Raw genomic sequence first — 16583 nt, 5'->3', positions numbered from 1 at the left:
CGGTGAGTGTTCTTTCCTATAGTCAGCCTCATAGCTCTGACAAAATGCAACACAAATGCAACAATGCGAAAACGTTGACGGTGCAGCGAGAGAAACGATGGCGTGTGCAAGCGAGCAGGAACAGTATCAGCAGTGGCTGGCGCAGATTAACCAGGTTTGCGGGCGTTTCAACGCCCAGCCCACCGAAGGCAAATTCTTCGGCGAACTGGAGACCAGCTATGCGCGCAGCCTGAAGCTCAGTACCGTCACCGCCGGCGGCGTCAACCTGTTCCGCTCCCGACGGGAGATCGCACAGAGTAATGATGCCTGGTTCTACACCGTCTTCCAGCTTGAAGGCAGTGCGGAAATTGAGCAGGACGAGCGTCGCGCGGTACTCAAAACCGGGGATATCACGCTGATTGACGCCTCTCGTCCCTGCTCGATCAACTGGCAGGAAAAGTCCCGCCAGATTTCGCTGCTGGTTCCCCGTCAGATTATCGAGCAGCAGTGCCGCTTTCAGGAGATAAGCTGCGCGCTCGCCCTTTCCCGCACCTTACCCACGGTACAGCTGAGCTATCGCCTGCTGATGGAAAGTATGAACAACCGCGACCTGAGTGACCGGGAGAGTGAAGCGGCGCTTGAGGCGATGGTCTGCCTGCTGCGCCCCGCGTTCCAGCAGCGCGACGTGATTCAGCCGCGCAAGGAGCGCCAGTTCCAGCACGTTGTGGCGCTGATTGATGACCATATTCAGTCTGAATCGCTGCGTCCGGAATGGATTGCCGCCGAGAGCGGAATGTCCGTACGCAGCCTCTACCGCATGTTTGCCGAGAAGGGGCTGGTGGTGGCGCAGTACATTAAAAACCGTCGTCTGGATCTCTGCGCGCAGGAATTGCAGTCAACCGGCGACGATGAAAAGCTGGCGGGCATTGGCTACAGCTGGGGATTCACCGACCATAGCCACTTTTCAACGGCCTTTAAGCAGCGTTTTGGCGTCTCGCCGGGTGAATACCGCAAGCGCTACCGCTAGCTATTTTTTCAGCCACTTACCATTAATGCCCTTCACGTACTCGCCCGGCTGCGCGCGGGCCACCAGCTTTTGCCCCGCCATTTTCGCCACTTCATCAACCGGCAAATTATTGCTGTCGGCCAGCTTCTGATAGCTCTCCGTGCGCGCTGCGTTAATGCGATTCACCAGCTCCAGCGTTTCGGCATCCTGTTGGATCGGAGCAAGATAGCCGCTCAGGGTTTCCCCCACGCGCCCCTGCGCGCGGGCATCGTTTAAGGTCAGCGCAGCCGCCTGCACATTTATACTCAGGGCCAGTAAAATCAACGCTAATCGTTTCATGGCATCCTCAGAACAAATCGCTGCGCGATTTCAGCAGGGCTTCAACGTCTTTATCGACCTTGATGTGGATCTCGTGTTCGATTTTGACATTCATATTGATGGTAATTGGCTCCTTTGGCGCAGCGACTTCAATGCGCGGCGTACAGCCGGTCAGTAGCGCGGCAACGGTGAGCGCACCAGCCATCTTTTTCATTGTTGTTCCTCACTTTCCTTGCCAGTCGAACTGCGGAGACCGGGAATCGCCGCGTGTTGCTCAAACCAGGTTTGCAGGTTGTCGCCAAAACGCAGGCTGCGCCACAGGGTAAAGACATTCTCGTCATGGGTGTAGTTCAGATTGACGGAGCTGCTTTTGCCGTCCACGCGGCTGGTCCCCTTGATGGTCGCCTGCATGGTTAATTCACCCAGGTTATCTAAATTGATTCTCGTCCACGACTGCGAAATTTCCATGTAGCGGAGCCAGTTAATCGCTGCGCCCGCGACCATATTATCCTTCACGATGGCGTCTGCCGTATCTTTGTCGATGCGCAGCGTCATTGGCCCCGGGTTGGTCAGCCAGCCATCTTTAATGATCCATTTTTCATTGTCCAGCCAGAACGGCAGCGCCCCGCTCACCGGGCCCGACAGGGTAAACTGCTTCGGGTTGACGGCGCTGATCAGCTCGCTTGAGGAGATATTGTCCACGCGCAGCAGGGCCGGATCGTGCTGCGGCATCCGCAGTTGCTGCATGGTGATCTTCCCGCCGAGCGTTTCTACCTTAACGTTGGTGAGCAGCAGCGGGTTGTCCTCCGTCCAGGGGTAATTCCCCTGCAGGTCCGCGGTAATGTTGCGCGCGGTCACCAGGTTTTCCACTTCGCCAATGCGCAACGTGACCGGGCCGCGCGTGCCCAGGGACCAGGTGCCCTCGCTGAAGCGGAACGGCAGCACAAAATCGACGCCGTTGATCTGATTGTCCGGCATCCAGGCGCTGCCGGATTTCAGCACGCCGTGTCCGCCCGCCTCAAAGCCCTGATCGGGGGCCGCCGAGAAGGCAACCTGCGCATAGAGTTCTCCGTCACGCAGCGTCATTTTCCAGTCCGGCGGGACCAGCGGCTGGAAGACGGTGAGCGACTGTTTCGGCCACCAGGCCTGCCCGCGAAGGCGCACGCCATCCCAGCGTCCGTTCACCTGTACCGGGCCGATGTTGTCCGCATGGAGGTCGCCCTTAAACTGAAAAACAGTCGGGTCGGTACCGTCGACGCTGAAGGTCAGGACCGAGGGCGGCAATACGCTACCGCCGGAGAACCGGGTTTGCCCGGCATTCAGCGACAGCGCGCCGCTGAATGCGGGTTTTTCGGCATCGCGCAGCCAGCGTACAGGCCGATCCAGCACCAGACGCGGCTTGCTGACCTCCATGGTGCCGTACTGGAGCTTGTCAAAACCGGTGGAGAGCGCCGTTAGCTCAATAAGGTTGTCTCGCCACTCGCCTTTCCCGGCGACATCCCAGCGGGCATGCATCGGCGTAAAGCCGCCTTTTCCCCAGTAGCGCCACTGCCACAGGCCGTTATCAGGTAAAAAGTCGTTGGCCTGACCGTCCAGGTGGAGTTCAAAACCGCCCATCTCGTTTTCATGGGCACGCAGAATAGCCTGCAGACGACCGTCCACGCCCTTTTGCGTCAGCTTTACGCCCGCCAGCGGCCAGCGGATTTCATCAATATCCAGCGAGTCAATGATGCGCCCGCGCGAGCGGAGCAGCGCGCCCGGCTCAAAGGTGAGCTGCGGTTCATACAGACTGCCGGTCAGCGTGGCGGGCAATTTGGCGTAGAGAATGAGATCGTTTTGCTTCGCCTCGCCGCTCAGGTGTAGGGGCATGTCGCTGTTTTCCATGCTGAGCCTGCCGGGCCCAATGTTCAGTACCGCGTTACCTTTACCCGCATCGCCTTGCGTCAACACGTTCAGTCGTCCGGTCAGGGTGGCTTTCTCCAGCCCCTGCTGCCAGTTGTCGGCGCGAAGGGACACACGTCCGCTCAGCGGCATACCCGAAAGATCCCAGTTCCAGCGCCCGTCGCTGATGTTCAGCTGTTTCGCCGTGATCTGCCACGGCAGGTCGAGAAGCGGATCGGGGTTATCCCGCGCCATCACCACCAGCTGTCCCTGATTGTCTTCCCAGTCGAGATCGGCATCGACCAGAGACGTTAACTGTGGCACGTTAAAGGTCGCGACCGCATGGCCTTTCACCGGCACGCCATCCGGCACCAGCGGCAAAGTGAACTCGCCCACCAGCTTAATCGGCTGCGGCTGGTCAGGGAGCTGAACATCAAACTGGCTGACCGAGAGCGTCTGGCCGCGAAGCGTGCCTTTGATGCTGACCTGTTCGCCTCGGTAAGCGATCTCCTGGCTGGAGGGCGTCAGTGACGCATTGAGCTCGCCCTGCCACTGCTGCCAGGGCGAGAGCGTCAGACGGTGAATGGTGAGCCAGGTATTGGGCAACACAGCCTGCCACTGGGCCAGCGTTTTGGGGGCGACCGTTGAGGGTGCAGACTGGGGAATTTTGCTCAGGCAGACGGTGTTAAGATCCAGCGCGCCGATGTCCAGTTTCCAGCGGCTCGGATGTGACAGCGTCACGTTATCGATGCGGGCAATTTCGCAGTCTTCCACCAGATAGCGAAGATCGGGGATCACCAGCGCGTGGCGAGTCAGTTTTGGGCTTTCTTCGAAAGCAATGCGCGTCCCGACGGGGAGCCAGATCCCGGCGAGCGTCGGCACCCACTGGGCGAGCGTCATCAGCAGCGTCAGCGGCACCAAAATCAACAGCAGTAAAACCGCAATGGCGGCTTTGTATTTACCCTTCATGGGCAGTTAATGTCCTGATTTTTCGAAAGAATTAAGCCGGCAATGCCGAATATTGTCGCATATTTGGCGGTTGAGTTGAAGTTGACCCCAAGATAAAGGATAGATGCTGTAAAGAGTATGAGAAAACTTTTTGCTATGCGTAACCTACAGAACACATTTTAGATTCAGTGGGTTACGCATTATCTCAGACGTAAAAACGGGAAAACACTGCGTAACTAATACTTGTTCCTGGGCATTGCCAATAGGTAGAGCATGGCGAATATCAACGACCCCCAATACACTGAATCGTACCGCCATGGATCAAAATCGATATGTAAAAAACCGCGAACAAACTCATAGCCGTTGGCAAAAACATTAATCTGGATGGCTGCAATCGCTATCACAAACAGCGTATAGGCAATGAACAATGGATATTTACGGAGCCTATTGACCTTGAGTTTTCCAACGTACAACAAGAAAAAAATTAAAATAGAAACAATGAAATAGCATAAAGCAGGTAGAATGGGGGGAGTTAATGACAACTCAAACTGTTGCGACATAATTAATTCTCTTTAGCTATCTGGTACATCTGCCAACCTGTGACGCTCCCACTGGTCAAATCCAGAGCCATCGCTGTTTTAGACGCTTCCTGCCATCCTCTGATATAATCAGATTCAATGTTGCGAAACAAACTCCATGATTTTTCTCTGGGAGCCAGAACTCTCCTGCCAGCACCGTAGGCTGATAATGATATATCAACAACCCCATAAACAATATCAGCTTCGTTATTCCCATAGCCGAGCTTCGCTGCCGCGAAACGATAAGCATCTCTTAGCGTGCCTGACCGATCTTCCCGATAAAGAAGATAGTATCCATTCTCATACATATTGTTTAACCCATGAGTAATCATAGGTGCACCATATGCGGCGCAGGCCAGTCCCAGCGATCCGACGCATAAACTAGCGCCACCATACACTTGCGCCCCACCCGCAACGAAACCAATTTGTTTGAGGGCTAAGGTCGTCGTTGTGGTCCGATTTTTTTCAACAACGATGTAGAGCTTAGCCTTGTTGAAGGTAAGTAAATCATCCTGATCCTTGAGATGATGAATCTGTTCATCAAGTATTTGAATCCCACCTGACCACGTCAGGCAATGCGATTCGATCTCTCGTTTCAGATGATCAACAAGTTGTTGAGTTTCAAAAAACATGCCTGAAGTACCATAAAGCAAATGCTTTGTGGCAATACGTTGCGCGAGATTTTCAATCTCAACTACTTTCTCTTCGAAATGACTTTTATCCCGATTATGGTTGTACATTCGGTCTCCCTGTCATTTTTAAACGATAATGCTAATACTACCTTTGATGTTAATACATTCAAAGAGCTACGTCATATCAACAACTAAGCTTAGCCACGTTTTCAGGCTTTGGTAACCCTTGCGTTCCTGAAAATTGAAGCTAACAGGCATGTCTTTTGTATAACTCGCACTTAAGAAAGCGTTGGATATGAATATCATGGAGTTAGGGTGTATATATGCTCTAGAATAATTGATAGAACTTATTGAATTCAATAATATTTTATAAATTGTAAGATAATTTTAATCATGCTAACGTGAATGCAAAATCACTGGAGAAAGTCTTATGAAACTCGCGGTATATAGCACAAAGCAGTACGACAAAAAGTATCTGCAACATGTTAACGAAGCTTACGGGTTTGAGCTTGAATTTTTCGACTTTCTGCTGTCCGAAAAAACCGCCAAAACGGCGCACGGCTGTGAAGGCGTCTGCATTTTTGTTAACGATGACGGCAGTCGTCCGGTGCTGGAAGAGTTGAAAAAGCAGGGAGTGAAGTATATCGCCCTGCGCTGCGCCGGCTTTAACGACGTGGATCTCGACGCGGCAAAAGAGCTGGGTCTGAAGGTGGTTCGCGTCCCGGCGTACTCCCCGGAAGCGGTAGCAGAACATGCGATTGGCATGATGATGTCGCTCAACCGACGTATTCACCGCGCTTATCAGCGTACGCGTGACGCCAACTTCTCGCTGGAAGGGCTGACCGGCTTTACCATGTACGGCAAAACCGCGGGCGTGATCGGCACCGGTAAAATTGGCGTGGCTGCCCTGCGCATTCTGAAAGGCTTCGGCATGCGTCTGCTGGCATTCGATCCGTACCCCAGCGCCGCAGCGCTGGATCTGGGCGTGGAGTACGTCGACCTGCCGACGCTGTTCTCGCAGTCCGACGTGATCTCCCTGCACTGCCCGCTGACGCCGGAAAACTACCACCTGCTTAACCAGGCGGCGTTTGACCAGATGAAAGACGGCGTGATGATCATCAACACCAGTCGCGGCGGTCTGGTTGACTCTCAGGCTGCTATTGAAGCGCTGAAAACCCAGAAAATTGGCGCGCTGGGGATGGACGTGTATGAGAACGAGCGCGATCTGTTCTTTGAAGACAAGTCCAACGATGTGATCCAGGACGACGTGTTCCGCCGTCTGTCTGCCTGCCATAACGTCCTGTTTACCGGCCACCAGGCGTTTCTGACTGCCGAAGCGCTGATCAGCATTTCGGAAACCACGCTGGGGAATCTTCAGCAGTTAGAAAAGGGTGAACCGTGCCCTAACGAACTGGCTTAAATGCTACGCCGGGTGGGGCTAAGCTTCATCCGGCGCGTTTGTTTCCCAGCTTCGATGAGCAACGCGCCACCAGAGCACGACGGCGGCCAGCGCAATCGCGCTCAGGACACTGAATGCCGTCGCAAACGAGTAATGACCGGCGATCGTCCCGGTTAACGCCGGGCTCATGGCTGCCCCCACTCCCTGCATCAGCATCACCACACTCTGCCCGGCATTAACGTGCCCGCTTCCGCGCAGCAGCACCACAATAAACGACGGTACGACGACACCCAGGATCCCGGCGGCGAGACCGTCGAGAGTTTGTACCGGGATCATCATTAACGGCGCGTCGGTCGATGCCGCCAGCGCCGCACGCACCGGCATAACCAGCAGCGCCAGCATAATCAAGCGCCAGTAGCCGTAGCGTTCTATTCGGCCTGCAACCCAGATGGCAACGGGGATCATCACCGCCTGCGAGATGATGACGGTGCCTGCCGCATACAGGCCAGGGTTGATCGAGGCGGGTGCCGCGGCCACCCTCATGCTCAGCATCGGCAGCAGTGCGGCATTCGCCAGGTGGAACAGCAGTAGCGTCAGCCCGGTCACAAACAGCGCCCGGTTTTTAATCAGCACCGCGAAGCCGGGGACAGGAACGCTACCTGAGGATGAAAGCCCTCGCGCCGCATCGTTATCAATGTCTTCGTTGCGGATGGCAAGCAGCGCGCAGAGCGTCAGCAGCGTCGTGCAGGTCATCAGCAGGAAAATCCCCCCGACGCCCCAGTACCAGGCTATACCGCCTGCTATCACTGCGGTGACAAAATTACCGCCGTGATTGAACGCCTCATTTTTGCCCATCTGCGCGCTGAACCCGCGCTGGCCGGTCAGGCCCAGCGTAATCCCGGCGATGAGCGGCCCGACAAACGCCGCGCAGATGCCGGTGACCATTTGTGAGACGGCAACAACGCTGGTCTGCTGGCTAAACCAGAGCAGCAGCGTGCTCAGGGTGATCAAAGTGCAGAGCAGCGCCAGCACGGCGCGTTTGTTCCGCGAAGTGTCAGTAATTACCCCCGCCGGGAGCGTAGCCAGCAATCCCGCCAGCCCACCGGCAGTCATCAGGATGCCGATATCATCGGGGCTCCAGTGGCGTTCTGTCAGAAAGATACCGAGAAAAGGACCAAGGCCATCACGGACATCCGCAATGAAAAAACTTGTCAGGCATAACGCCCGCAGCGAACGAAGAGACATACTTCCTGCCTGTAAATTATCCGGCTCGCGTTTCGCGATGACCCGCGTCCAGACGATCGTACAATAAAATTAAAAATGTAGCGTAGCGCTGCTTATTGAAAATCAGATGACGGCCCAAAAGACCGGATTAACCGGGGAGGCTACGCGTCACACCAGCCTCCAACGAGCTGTAGCAAAATGTGAATAGCCGCCGGGAACGTCAACAGGAAGAGTAAAACTGTCACCACAGCAATCGCCATCAGAAACTCCTTTTAAATTTTTCGTTTTACGAAATCGTAGTCAGTATTTTTAAAATGTCACTGACGCTCGGCTATTTTCTTCATTATTCACGGGGACGCCCCTTTTTATTAGCGCCCCCCGTTGCTGGTTTGATTAAAATTCGCGTTTAAAACGACGGAGCTTTACCTTTTGATTATGCTTTTGCTGCTCAAATAGCAAAGTTTTCCGTCATCTGCTTCAGTGCCCTGGACTGCTCGGTCAGCGCCTGCGATGCCGCTGCGGACTGCTCAACGAGCGCCGCATTACCCTGCGTCACGCCATCCATCTGGGTGACAGCAGCGCTGATTTGCATGATGCCCTTCATTTGTTCAACCGAGGCCATTGAAAGACTGTCCATAGTTTCTGCCAGCGTAGCCACGTTGCTGGCAGCCCGCAAAATCGTCTCTGCCGTTCTGGATGCCACCGACACACCGTTATCGACATCCTCAACGGCATGCTCAATCAGCGCCCCAATTTCTTTGGACGCCGTTGCGCTGCGCTGAGCGAGATTTCTGACTTCCGTCGCCACCACGGCGAAGCCACGACCATGCTCACCGGCACGTGCAGCCTCGACCGCCGCATTCAGCGCAAGAATATTAGTCTGGAAAGCAATCCCTTCTATAACGCTAGTGATTTCCTTTATCTTCAGGGCGTTAGCCGAGATATTCTGCATCGTTTCGCTCATTTCGCCCACGGCAGACTCACCTTCACGTGCCAGTGCTTCCGTCTTTCTTGCTGACGTTGCCGTATGCTCCGCGACCTCGGTATTGTTCCGAACGGTCATCGTCAGCTGTTCCATGCTGGCGGCAGTCTGCTGCAACGCCGCCGCCTGCTCCTCGGTACGAGACGATAACTCCATATTGCCCTGCTCGATCTCACCGGCAGCCAGATCCACCGACGTCGCGGCCTCTTTGATTTCAGTGACAAGGGTTTTCAACTGGGTCTGCATGTTGTCCAGAGCCGCAAGCAGCGTGCCGGTTTCATCCATCCGGGTAATACGTATGGTGGAGGTGAGATCGCCTGCGGCAATGGTGTTCGCCGTATTCACGGCCTGCTTTAGGGGTCGGAGAATACTGCGCGACAGCAAAATACCCGTCAGCAGCGCGGTGACAATCGCCGCAATCATTCCCAGGATTATCATCATGCGCGTACGGAAGCGTTCTTCAGCCAGTCGGGTTTGACGTTCAGCCATAATGCGGTACTCTTCGTTCAGCGCTTGCTGAATAACATCCCGCATGGCGTCCATTTGCTCTTTTCCGGTATTACGCTCCAGGCTACTGATGAACGCATCCATATGTTCGCCCCCGCGGGATACGCTCTCTCTTCGCTGGATTAACGGCAGCGCAAATGATCTTTTCCATTCTTCTTCAAGCCTGGAGAGGGTGGTTAATTTTTGCTGCTGCGACGGGTTATCACGCGTAAGCCCTGCAATTTCGTCAACTTTGCTTTTAAACCTCTCATCCCCCTGCGTGAAGGGTTGAAGAACGTCCTGATTGCCGGTGAGCGCAAAACCGCGAATGCCGGTTTCCATGTTGATCAGGTTTTCGGTTACGGAGCGAAGGTTATCGACCACTTTATAGCTATGGACGTTGAGCTTGCTGACGGCCGTCACTCTGTCAAAGCTCAAATAGAGCAGCCCGCAGACGACTGACATTAAAACCACAATTGCGCCAAATGCTATGGTAAGCCGGGTGCCGATGTTGAGATTTTTAAACATGACTCTTCCTTAATAATTAGCATAGGTTCATCTTCTGGAGATGAATTTTAATAACGGCTTATTTTTTGTGGTTAATGGAAATGGGTTTCCACCACGACCACACCCATGCTAATCGGCAGAGCAAATTAATACTTTAGGCTGAGATAAAAATATAATAATCATCTTTTTGCGATGATTCTTATATGCAATAAATGGCCATGTACCAGCCAGCATAAATAATTAAATAAACTTGCGGGCATTATTAAATTGAGATTGGTAAAAGCGCCTAAATTTAAGCACATTTAATATAAATATATTTCAAACCATTATTAAATGTAAATTTTAGTTCTTTTTTTGACCGCTTTAGGGCTTTCAGACCTATAAAAAAACCGGGCGCGGGGCCCGGTTATCTTCTTAGCTAAAAGTGACTTTATGCACTCAACCCGCGATTCTCCAGCATCGGTTCAATCTTCGGATCGTGTCCGCGCCAGTTGCGATAAAGTTCGGCTAAATCAGCGCTGTTGCCGCGAGACAAAATCGCCTCACGGAATTTCTGTCCGTTTTCACGCGTCAATCCACCCTGCTCCACGAACCACTGATAGCCATCGTCCGCCAGCATCTGCGTCCACAGGTAGGCGTAGTACCCGGCCGCGTAGCCGCCGCCAAAAATATGGGCAAAGTAGCTGCTGCGATAGCGCGGCGGTACAGCGGGCAGATCCAGCCCCTCTTTTTTCAACGCGGCGGCTTCGAATTCTTCAACGCTCGACACGGCCTCGCTGATGCCGTGCCAGTTCATGTCCAGCAGCGCCGCACTCAGCAGCTCCGTCATGTCATAGCCCTTGTTGAAATGGGTCGCGTTGAGCATGCTTTCCCGCAGCGCGTCCGGCATGGGGTCACCGGTTTCGTAATGACGGGCATAGTGGCTAAACACCTGAGGATGGCTGGCCCAGTGCTCATTGATTTGCGACGGGAATTCAACGAAATCACGCGGCGTATTGGTACCGGACAGCGTGGCGAAGCGCTGGCTGGCAAACAGACCGTGCAGGGTATGGCCAAACTCGTGGAACAGGGTTATCACGTCATCCCAGGAGAGAAGCGCGACGCCGCCGTTACCCGGCTTTTGGTAGTTGCAGACGTTGTAGATCACCGGGCGGGCAGCAAGCTCAAAGGATTGCTCGATGAAATTGCCCATCCAGGCCCCGCCCTGCTTGGAATCGCGGGCGAAGAAGTCGCCGTAAAACAGCGCCATGCCCTCACCGGTATGGTCAAAAATTTCCCATACGCGGACGTCAGGGTGATAAACCGGAATGTCGAAACGCTCCACAAAACGAATGCCAAACAGCTGGCTGGCCGCCCAGAATACGCCATCCTGCAATACGGTATTGAGCGCAAAATAGGGTCGAATCTGCGATTCATCGAGGGCGTATTTCGCCTGGCGCACGCGCTCGGCATAAAAGGCCCAGTCCCAGGCCTGCACGCTGAAGCCACCCTGCTCGTCGTCGATGACCTCCTGAATATCGGCCTGCTCGCGTTCCGCGCGGGCGCGGGCGGCAGGCACAATGCCGCGCATAAATTCCAGCGCGGCGTCGGGGGTTTTCGCCATCTGGTCGGCAATGCTCCAGCTGGCGTAATCCTCAAAGCCGAGCAGACGGGCCTGGCGCGCCCGCAGCGCCGTAAGGCGCAGGATCAGCGTGCGGGTGTCGTTTTCATCCCCTTTCTGGGTGCGCGTCCAGCCGGCGTTGAACAGGTTTTCGCGCGTCTGCCGATTGCGCAGCGCGGCTAGCGCAGGCTGCTGTGTCGTATTCAGGAGCGGGATCAGCCAGCGGTCGTTAAGCCCTTTTTCCGCGGCGGCCTGCGCCGCAGCAGCTATCTCTTCGGCGCTCAGGCCTTCAAGCTGGTGCGCGTAATCCACCACCAGCCCGCCCGCGTTGTTAGCGGCCAGCAGACGCTGGTTAAACTGGCTGGTCAGGGACGCGGCCTCGGTATTCAACGCCTTCAGCTCGGCTTTTTCCGCTTCATTCAGGCGCGCGCCGGCCAGAATAAAGCGCTGGTACGTCTCCTCGACCAGCCGACGGGATTCGGCATCCAGCGCGGCGCGGTCCTGCCAGACGCTCTCGACGCGGGCGAAAAGGGTGTCGTTCAGCCAGATGTCGTTCGCCAGCGAGGCAAGTTCGGTGGAGAGCTGCTCCTCCAGTTCCTGCAGGTACGCATTGGTGTGCGCGGAGGTCATGGCGAAGAAAACGCTGCTGACGCGCGCGAGCATGACGCCGCTTTTCTCCAGCGCCAGCACGGTGTTAGTGAAGTCTGGCGCAGCGGTGTGAGAGACTATCGCCTCTATGTCCGCCCGCTTCTGGCGAAGCGCTTCATCGAAGGCCGGACGATAATGCTCGTCTTTGATGGTATCAAAATGGGGGGCCTGGTAAGGCAGCAGGCTAATGTCAAAAAAGGGGTTGGTCGCCGTCATCTTTCACTCCTCCGAACGAATATCTTCCCAGAGTAGGCCAGGCCGCCATCGCCTGCAACGCCGTCATACAAATGTTGCCTTAACGCACCCTCTGCGGGCGTGCTATGTTAGTACCACACAAAAAGCGTTGAGGAACAGTGAGATGATTATTTTAGTTACCGGGGCAACGGCAGGTTTTGGTGAAAGCATCACGCGTCGCTTCGTCGCCAACGGGCATAAGGTGATTGCAACGGGTCGTCGTCAGGAGCGCCTGCAGGAGCTGAAGGACGATTTAGGTGACAGCATCCTGACCGCGCAGCTGGACGTGCGTAACCGTGCGGCCATTGAAGAGATGATTGCCACCCTGCCGGCAGAGTGGCGTGCCATCGACGTGCTGGTCAACAACGCCGGTCTGGCGCTGGGCATGGAGCCTGCCCACAAAGCCAGCGTTGAAGACTGGGAAAACATGATCGACACCAACAACAAAGGGCTGGTGTACATGACCCGCGCGGTGCTGCCGGGCATGGTCGAGCGCAACCGCGGCCACATTATCAACATCGGTTCTACCGCCGGGAGCTGGCCTTACGCGGGCGGTAATGTCTACGGCGCGACCAAAGCGTTTGTGCGCCAGTTCAGCTTGAACCTGCGCACCGACCTGCACGGCACCGCCATTCGCGTCACCGATATCGAGCCGGGGCTGGTAGGCGGCACCGAATTCTCCAACGTGCGCTTCAAAGGTGATGACGCGAAAGCGGATAAAACCTACGAAAACGCCAACGCCCTGACGCCGGAAGACGTCACCGAAACGGTCTGGTGGGTCGCAACGCTGCCAAAACACGTCAACATCAATACCGTGGAAATGATGCCGGTCAGCCAGAGTTTTGCCGGACTTAGCGTCCATCGTGGCTAAATAAGCCCTTCCCGGCCCGCGGGCCGGGTCTGTTTCGGGTCATAAAAGAATGGTAGTATGTTCGGGCTAACTCTCTGAGAAATGACAACTCATGGCCGCTGAATCGCAACTCAATCCCACCCAGCCCGTAAACCAGCAAATCTATCGCATTTTGCGACGTGATATTGTCCATTGCCTGATCCCACCGGGAACGCCGCTTTCTGAAAAAGAGGTCTCCGTGCGATTTGACGTGTCCCGTCAGCCGGTGCGTGAAGCGTTTATTAAGCTTGCGGAGAACGGCCTGATTCAGATCCGCCCGCAGCGCGGCAGCTACGTGAACAAAATTTCACTCTCACAGGTGCGCAACGGCTGTTTCGTACGCCAGGCAATTGAATGCGCGGTGGTGCGCCGTGCCGCGACGCTCATTAATGACAACCAGTGTTACCTGCTGGAGCAAAACCTGCATCAGCAGCGCATTGCGATTGACCGTAAACAGCTCAACGACTTCTTCCAGCTTGATGATGAGTTTCACCAGAAGCTGGCGCAAATTGCAGACTGCCAGCTGGCCTGGGATACCATCGAGAACATCAAGGCCACCATTGACCGGGTGCGCTACATGAGCCTCGATCACGTCTCCCCGCCGGAAATGCTGCTCCGCCAGCATCACGATATTTTCAGCGCGCTGGAAAAACGCGACCCGGACGGCGTGGAAAAAGCGATGACCCTGCATCTGCAGGAGATAGGCGAATCCGTGCAGCTTATTCGTCAGGAAAATAGCGAGTGGTTTAGCGAAGAGTGATATTTGCCGCCCTTTTGGCGGGCGGCGCCGTAATTAGCGAACGACTAACACCGGAATTGTGGCGTAGCGCAGAATAGATTCCGCATTTGACCCCAGCAGATGGGTGGTGATGCCCGGATTTCTTGACCCGATGACAATCACGTCATATTCCCCTTCTTTGCTCAGCTTGATAATTTCATCGCGGACGCTGCCAAAACGAACCAGAGTGTGAATATTCTCCGGGGAGATATCGAACAGTCGTTTTAACTCGTTCATTTTCTTCCCGGATTCTGCGCTCATATACTCTTCAAACTTTTTAATATCGGCGTTGAATCCGCGCAGCAGAGACCGACTGCTGGCAGGCAGAATATTGACCAAGGTAATCGACGCGCCCTCGGCCTTCGCGAGGTTAGCCGCGTGGCGAACCGCTTTGTCGCTTAAATCCATTTCAAACACGTCAACAGGCATCAAAATCTTCTTATACATAAGCCTGACTCCTTATTCCGATGAAGGGTTATTTCCTGCAACCAGAATGGCATCGGGAATATAAACCAATCCTCAACGCTTCCCCGTAGAAACTATCAATAAGTGAAAATAACGGTCTGCTTTGTAAATTGCCGTCGTGAAGCGTCAACGCCCCATGTAATAAAGAAAAAAGTGTGAGTTTGATCAAAAACAAAAACATGACTGGCAGACAGGCGTATTTATAGTGCCCCGTGAACGGCAAAACCTGAAATAGCGCCGTAACGGATAGTTTAGAGAGGAGAAAATACCATGATGACATACGACCGTAACCGCAATGCAATCACCACCGGCAGCCGCGTCATGATTAGCGGCACCGGCAAAACCGGCGTGATTAAGGCGATCCACAGCGAGGGGCTGGATGCCGCGCAGGTGCGCCGTGGCAAAACTGTGGAAGTGGAAGGATGCGAAGGTAAGTTCGAACCAATTGAACTGATTCGTCTGGGTATGCACTAAATTGTGCGCCGACATGCCGCCGCGAACGGCGGCATGTGTTGAATTACAGGTGCGACACGTACTCCGCCACCGTGGTCTTAGCCCCCTTCTGCAGCAGCGTCTGATACGCGCTCATCACGGCATCTGTGAAGGCTTTTTCTCGCGGCAACTCTTTCCCAAAAATGGCCTCAATGCCGAGCAGCGCGTTAACCCGGTTTTCCCCTTCGGCACTTCCCTTCACCGCCGCCTGAATCACCGCCAGCTGCGGATCGCTCACGTCAATAGCGTTACCCTGCTCGTCCACGCCCCCGACATAGCGCATCCACCCAGCCACGCCCAGCGCCAGCAGTGGGAAAGGCGTCTGGTGCACCAGGTGCCAGCGCGCGGGATCCAGCATCCGCTGCGGAAGCTTCTGGCTGCCGTCCATCGCAATTTGCCAGGTACGGTGGCGCAGGGCCGGGTTACTATAACGGGCGATCAGCAGTTCAGCGTAGCGTTCTAAATCGACACCCTTCACTTTCAGGGTCGGCGCCTGCTCGTTGAGCATCAGCGCGTGCGCGGCGACGCGATAGTGTTCGTCTTCCATACACTCATTGATGTGCTGATAACCGGCCAGATAGCCCAGGTAGGCCAGGAAAGAGTGGCTGCCGTTGAGCATGCGTAGCTTCATCTCTTCAAACGGGATCACGTGTGAAACCAGTTCGGCTCCGGCTTTTTCCCATTCCGGACGCCCGGCCACAAAGTTATCCTCGATAACCCACTGGCGGAACGGCTCGCAGGCCACCGCCGCCGGATCGCGTACGCCGGTCAGCTGCGCGATTTTATCCAGCGTATCGGGTGTGACCGCCGGTACGATGCGGTCCACCATGGTTGACGGGAAGGTGACGTTAGCCTCGATCCAGTCCGCCAGCTCGCCGTCTACCGCCCGGGCGTACGCGCAGGTGACGTTGCGCATCACGTGACCGTTCTCCGGCATGTTGTCGCAGGACATCACGCTAAACGCGGGCAGCCCTGCCGCTTTACGGCGCGCCAGCGCTTCCACCACCACGCCCGGCGCGGATTTCGGCTGATGCGGGTTTTGCAGGTCGGCAACGATGAAAGGATGATCGAGCATCAGTTGCCCGGTTGCCGGAGAGTGGCAGTAGCCTTTTTCGGTGATGGTCAGCGAGACAATCGCCACCTGCGGTTCACACATTGCCGCCAGCACGCTTTCCAGCCCGTCGACCTGCGCGTGCAGGGCCTTTTTGACTACGCCAACCACGCGGGACGTCCAGGCATCGGCAGACATTTCCGCTACGGTGTAAAGGTTATCCTGCGCCTTCAGGTCGGCAATCTGCTGCTCGCCGCCAATCAGGTTAACCTCACAGTACCCCCAGTCGCTGCCGTGTTCAGCCGCGAGGATGTCCGCATACACCGCCTGATGCGCGCGGTGAAATGCGCCGAAGCCTAAATGTACAATGCGTGCTTTAAGGCTGTAGCGATCGTACTGAGGCAGCGTCGCGTTGGCCTGTAATAAGGTGTTTTCCATGATTAAGACTCGCTAATTAGAAAGCTGTGGATCGCTGCCGCCCCCAGT

General features: G+C 55.2%; 15 protein-coding genes. 5 read left to right on the top strand and 10 right to left on the bottom strand.

The window, feature by feature from the left end:
- The first annotated feature begins 97 nt into the window (after positions 1–97).
- Entirely contained in the window at positions 98–1006 is a 909-nt protein-coding gene (gene feaR, locus ACMWL8_RS08005) for a transcriptional regulator FeaR (RefSeq protein ID WP_045261431.1), read from the top strand.
- Here the strand turns inward: feaR and ACMWL8_RS08000 are convergent, their stop codons facing one another.
- The 5 genes from ACMWL8_RS08000 to ACMWL8_RS07980 form a co-directional block, all read right to left on the bottom strand.
- Complete coding sequence (locus ACMWL8_RS08000; protein ID WP_028013020.1) at positions 1007–1324, bottom strand: YdbL family protein; 318 nt, start codon at positions 1322–1324, stop codon at positions 1007–1009. It abuts the gene before it with no gap.
- Positions 1325–1331: 7 nt separating this feature from the next.
- Positions 1332–1517 carry a YnbE family lipoprotein gene (locus tag ACMWL8_RS07995; RefSeq protein WP_028013019.1) on the bottom strand — a complete coding sequence of 62 codons (186 nt, stop codon included), beginning with the start codon at positions 1515–1517 and terminating at the stop codon, positions 1332–1334.
- Positions 1514–4153, bottom strand: a complete 2640-nt coding sequence (locus ACMWL8_RS07990; protein WP_045261432.1) for a YdbH family protein — start codon at positions 4151–4153, stop codon at positions 1514–1516. The genes ACMWL8_RS07995 and ACMWL8_RS07990 overlap by 4 nt, the downstream gene beginning before the upstream one ends.
- 215 nt (positions 4154–4368) lie before the next feature.
- Positions 4369–4692, bottom strand: coding sequence for a hypothetical protein (locus ACMWL8_RS07985; protein ID WP_045261433.1), 324 nt, complete (start codon positions 4690–4692; stop codon positions 4369–4371).
- Positions 4693–4694: 2 nt separating this feature from the next.
- The gene (locus tag ACMWL8_RS07980; RefSeq protein WP_028013016.1) at positions 4695–5450 is read right to left on the bottom strand and encodes a DUF4225 domain-containing protein; all 756 of its coding nucleotides are present in this window, start codon (positions 5448–5450) and stop codon (positions 4695–4697) included.
- Positions 5451–5772: 322 nt separating this feature from the next.
- On the opposite strand from ACMWL8_RS07980, the gene ACMWL8_RS07975 reads away from it, so the two are divergent.
- A complete protein-coding gene (locus ACMWL8_RS07975; protein ID WP_045261434.1) occupies positions 5773–6762 on the top strand; it encodes a 2-hydroxyacid dehydrogenase in 990 nt (329 codons plus the stop codon).
- An 18-nt stretch (positions 6763–6780) separates the two neighbouring features.
- Here the strand turns inward: ACMWL8_RS07975 and ACMWL8_RS07970 are convergent, their stop codons facing one another.
- From ACMWL8_RS07970 to dcp, 3 genes are all read right to left on the bottom strand, one after another.
- On the bottom strand, positions 6781–7986 hold the full coding sequence (locus tag ACMWL8_RS07970; RefSeq protein WP_045261435.1) for an MFS transporter: 1206 nt from the start codon (positions 7984–7986) through the stop codon (positions 6781–6783).
- A gap of 427 nt (positions 7987–8413) precedes the next feature.
- On the bottom strand, positions 8414–9961 hold the full coding sequence (locus ACMWL8_RS07965) for a methyl-accepting chemotaxis protein (RefSeq protein WP_414751575.1): 1548 nt from the start codon (positions 9959–9961) through the stop codon (positions 8414–8416).
- A gap of 409 nt (positions 9962–10370) precedes the next feature.
- Positions 10371–12404, bottom strand: coding sequence for a peptidyl-dipeptidase Dcp (gene dcp / locus ACMWL8_RS07960; protein ID WP_045261437.1), 2034 nt, complete (start codon positions 12402–12404; stop codon positions 10371–10373).
- Positions 12405–12546: 142 nt separating this feature from the next.
- On the opposite strand from dcp, the gene ydfG reads away from it, so the two are divergent.
- Both ydfG and ACMWL8_RS07950 read left to right on the top strand, forming a co-directional pair.
- Positions 12547–13293 carry a bifunctional NADP-dependent 3-hydroxy acid dehydrogenase/3-hydroxypropionate dehydrogenase YdfG gene (gene ydfG, locus ACMWL8_RS07955; RefSeq protein ID WP_045261438.1) on the top strand — a complete coding sequence of 249 codons (747 nt, stop codon included), beginning with the start codon at positions 12547–12549 and terminating at the stop codon, positions 13291–13293.
- A 91-nt stretch (positions 13294–13384) separates the two neighbouring features.
- Entirely contained in the window at positions 13385–14071 is a 687-nt protein-coding gene (locus ACMWL8_RS07950) for a GntR family transcriptional regulator (protein WP_028013010.1), read from the top strand.
- A 33-nt stretch (positions 14072–14104) separates the two neighbouring features.
- Here ACMWL8_RS07950 and ACMWL8_RS07945 read toward each other — a convergent pair whose 3' ends face one another.
- Positions 14105–14536, bottom strand: coding sequence for a universal stress protein (locus ACMWL8_RS07945; protein WP_028013009.1), 432 nt, complete (start codon positions 14534–14536; stop codon positions 14105–14107).
- Positions 14537–14824: 288 nt separating this feature from the next.
- On the opposite strand from ACMWL8_RS07945, the gene ydfZ reads away from it, so the two are divergent.
- Positions 14825–15028 (top strand): putative selenium delivery protein YdfZ, encoded by a 204-nt coding sequence (ydfZ, locus tag ACMWL8_RS07940; protein WP_045261439.1) that lies wholly within the window; start codon positions 14825–14827, stop codon positions 15026–15028.
- Positions 15029–15071: 43 nt separating this feature from the next.
- Here the strand turns inward: ydfZ and ACMWL8_RS07935 are convergent, their stop codons facing one another.
- Positions 15072–16535 (bottom strand): mannitol dehydrogenase family protein, encoded by a 1464-nt coding sequence (locus ACMWL8_RS07935; RefSeq protein WP_045261440.1) that lies wholly within the window; start codon positions 16533–16535, stop codon positions 15072–15074.
- Positions 16536–16583 lie beyond the last annotated feature (48 nt).

It is taken from the genome of Enterobacter sp. 04-C-12-SI-ECC (genome assembly GCF_047530715.1).
GTDB classification, from domain to species: Bacteria; Pseudomonadota; Gammaproteobacteria; order Enterobacterales; family Enterobacteriaceae; genus Enterobacter; species Enterobacter bugandensis.
The sequence above is the reverse complement of the archived record's forward strand: the minus strand, read 5'-3'. Positions and strand labels throughout refer to the sequence as shown.

Coding starts and splice junctions, on each gene's coding strand:
- feaR (WP_045261431.1), top strand. CDS start 98: ATGGCGTGTGCAAGCGAGCAGGAACAGTATCAGCAGTGGCTGGCGCAG.
- ACMWL8_RS07950 (WP_028013010.1), top strand. CDS start 13,385: ATGGCCGCTGAATCGCAACTCAATCCCACCCAGCCCGTAAACCAGCAA.
- ACMWL8_RS07975 (WP_045261434.1), top strand. CDS start 5,773: ATGAAACTCGCGGTATATAGCACAAAGCAGTACGACAAAAAGTATCTG.
- ACMWL8_RS08000 (WP_028013020.1), bottom strand. CDS start 1,324: ATGAAACGATTAGCGTTGATTTTACTGGCCCTGAGTATAAATGTGCAG.
- ACMWL8_RS07935 (WP_045261440.1), bottom strand. CDS start 16,535: ATGGAAAACACCTTATTACAGGCCAACGCGACGCTGCCTCAGTACGAT.
- ydfG (WP_045261438.1), top strand. CDS start 12,547: ATGATTATTTTAGTTACCGGGGCAACGGCAGGTTTTGGTGAAAGCATC.
- ACMWL8_RS07970 (WP_045261435.1), bottom strand. CDS start 7,986: ATGTCTCTTCGTTCGCTGCGGGCGTTATGCCTGACAAGTTTTTTCATT.
- dcp (WP_045261437.1), bottom strand. CDS start 12,404: ATGACGGCGACCAACCCCTTTTTTGACATTAGCCTGCTGCCTTACCAG.
- ACMWL8_RS07985 (WP_045261433.1), bottom strand. CDS start 4,692: ATGTCGCAACAGTTTGAGTTGTCATTAACTCCCCCCATTCTACCTGCT.
- ACMWL8_RS07980 (WP_028013016.1), bottom strand. CDS start 5,450: ATGTACAACCATAATCGGGATAAAAGTCATTTCGAAGAGAAAGTAGTT.
- ACMWL8_RS07990 (WP_045261432.1), bottom strand. CDS start 4,153: ATGAAGGGTAAATACAAAGCCGCCATTGCGGTTTTACTGCTGTTGATT.
- ydfZ (WP_045261439.1), top strand. CDS start 14,825: ATGATGACATACGACCGTAACCGCAATGCAATCACCACCGGCAGCCGC.
- ACMWL8_RS07945 (WP_028013009.1), bottom strand. CDS start 14,536: ATGTATAAGAAGATTTTGATGCCTGTTGACGTGTTTGAAATGGATTTA.
- ACMWL8_RS07965 (WP_414751575.1), bottom strand. CDS start 9,961: ATGTTTAAAAATCTCAACATCGGCACCCGGCTTACCATAGCATTTGGC.
- ACMWL8_RS07995 (WP_028013019.1), bottom strand. CDS start 1,517: ATGAAAAAGATGGCTGGTGCGCTCACCGTTGCCGCGCTACTGACCGGC.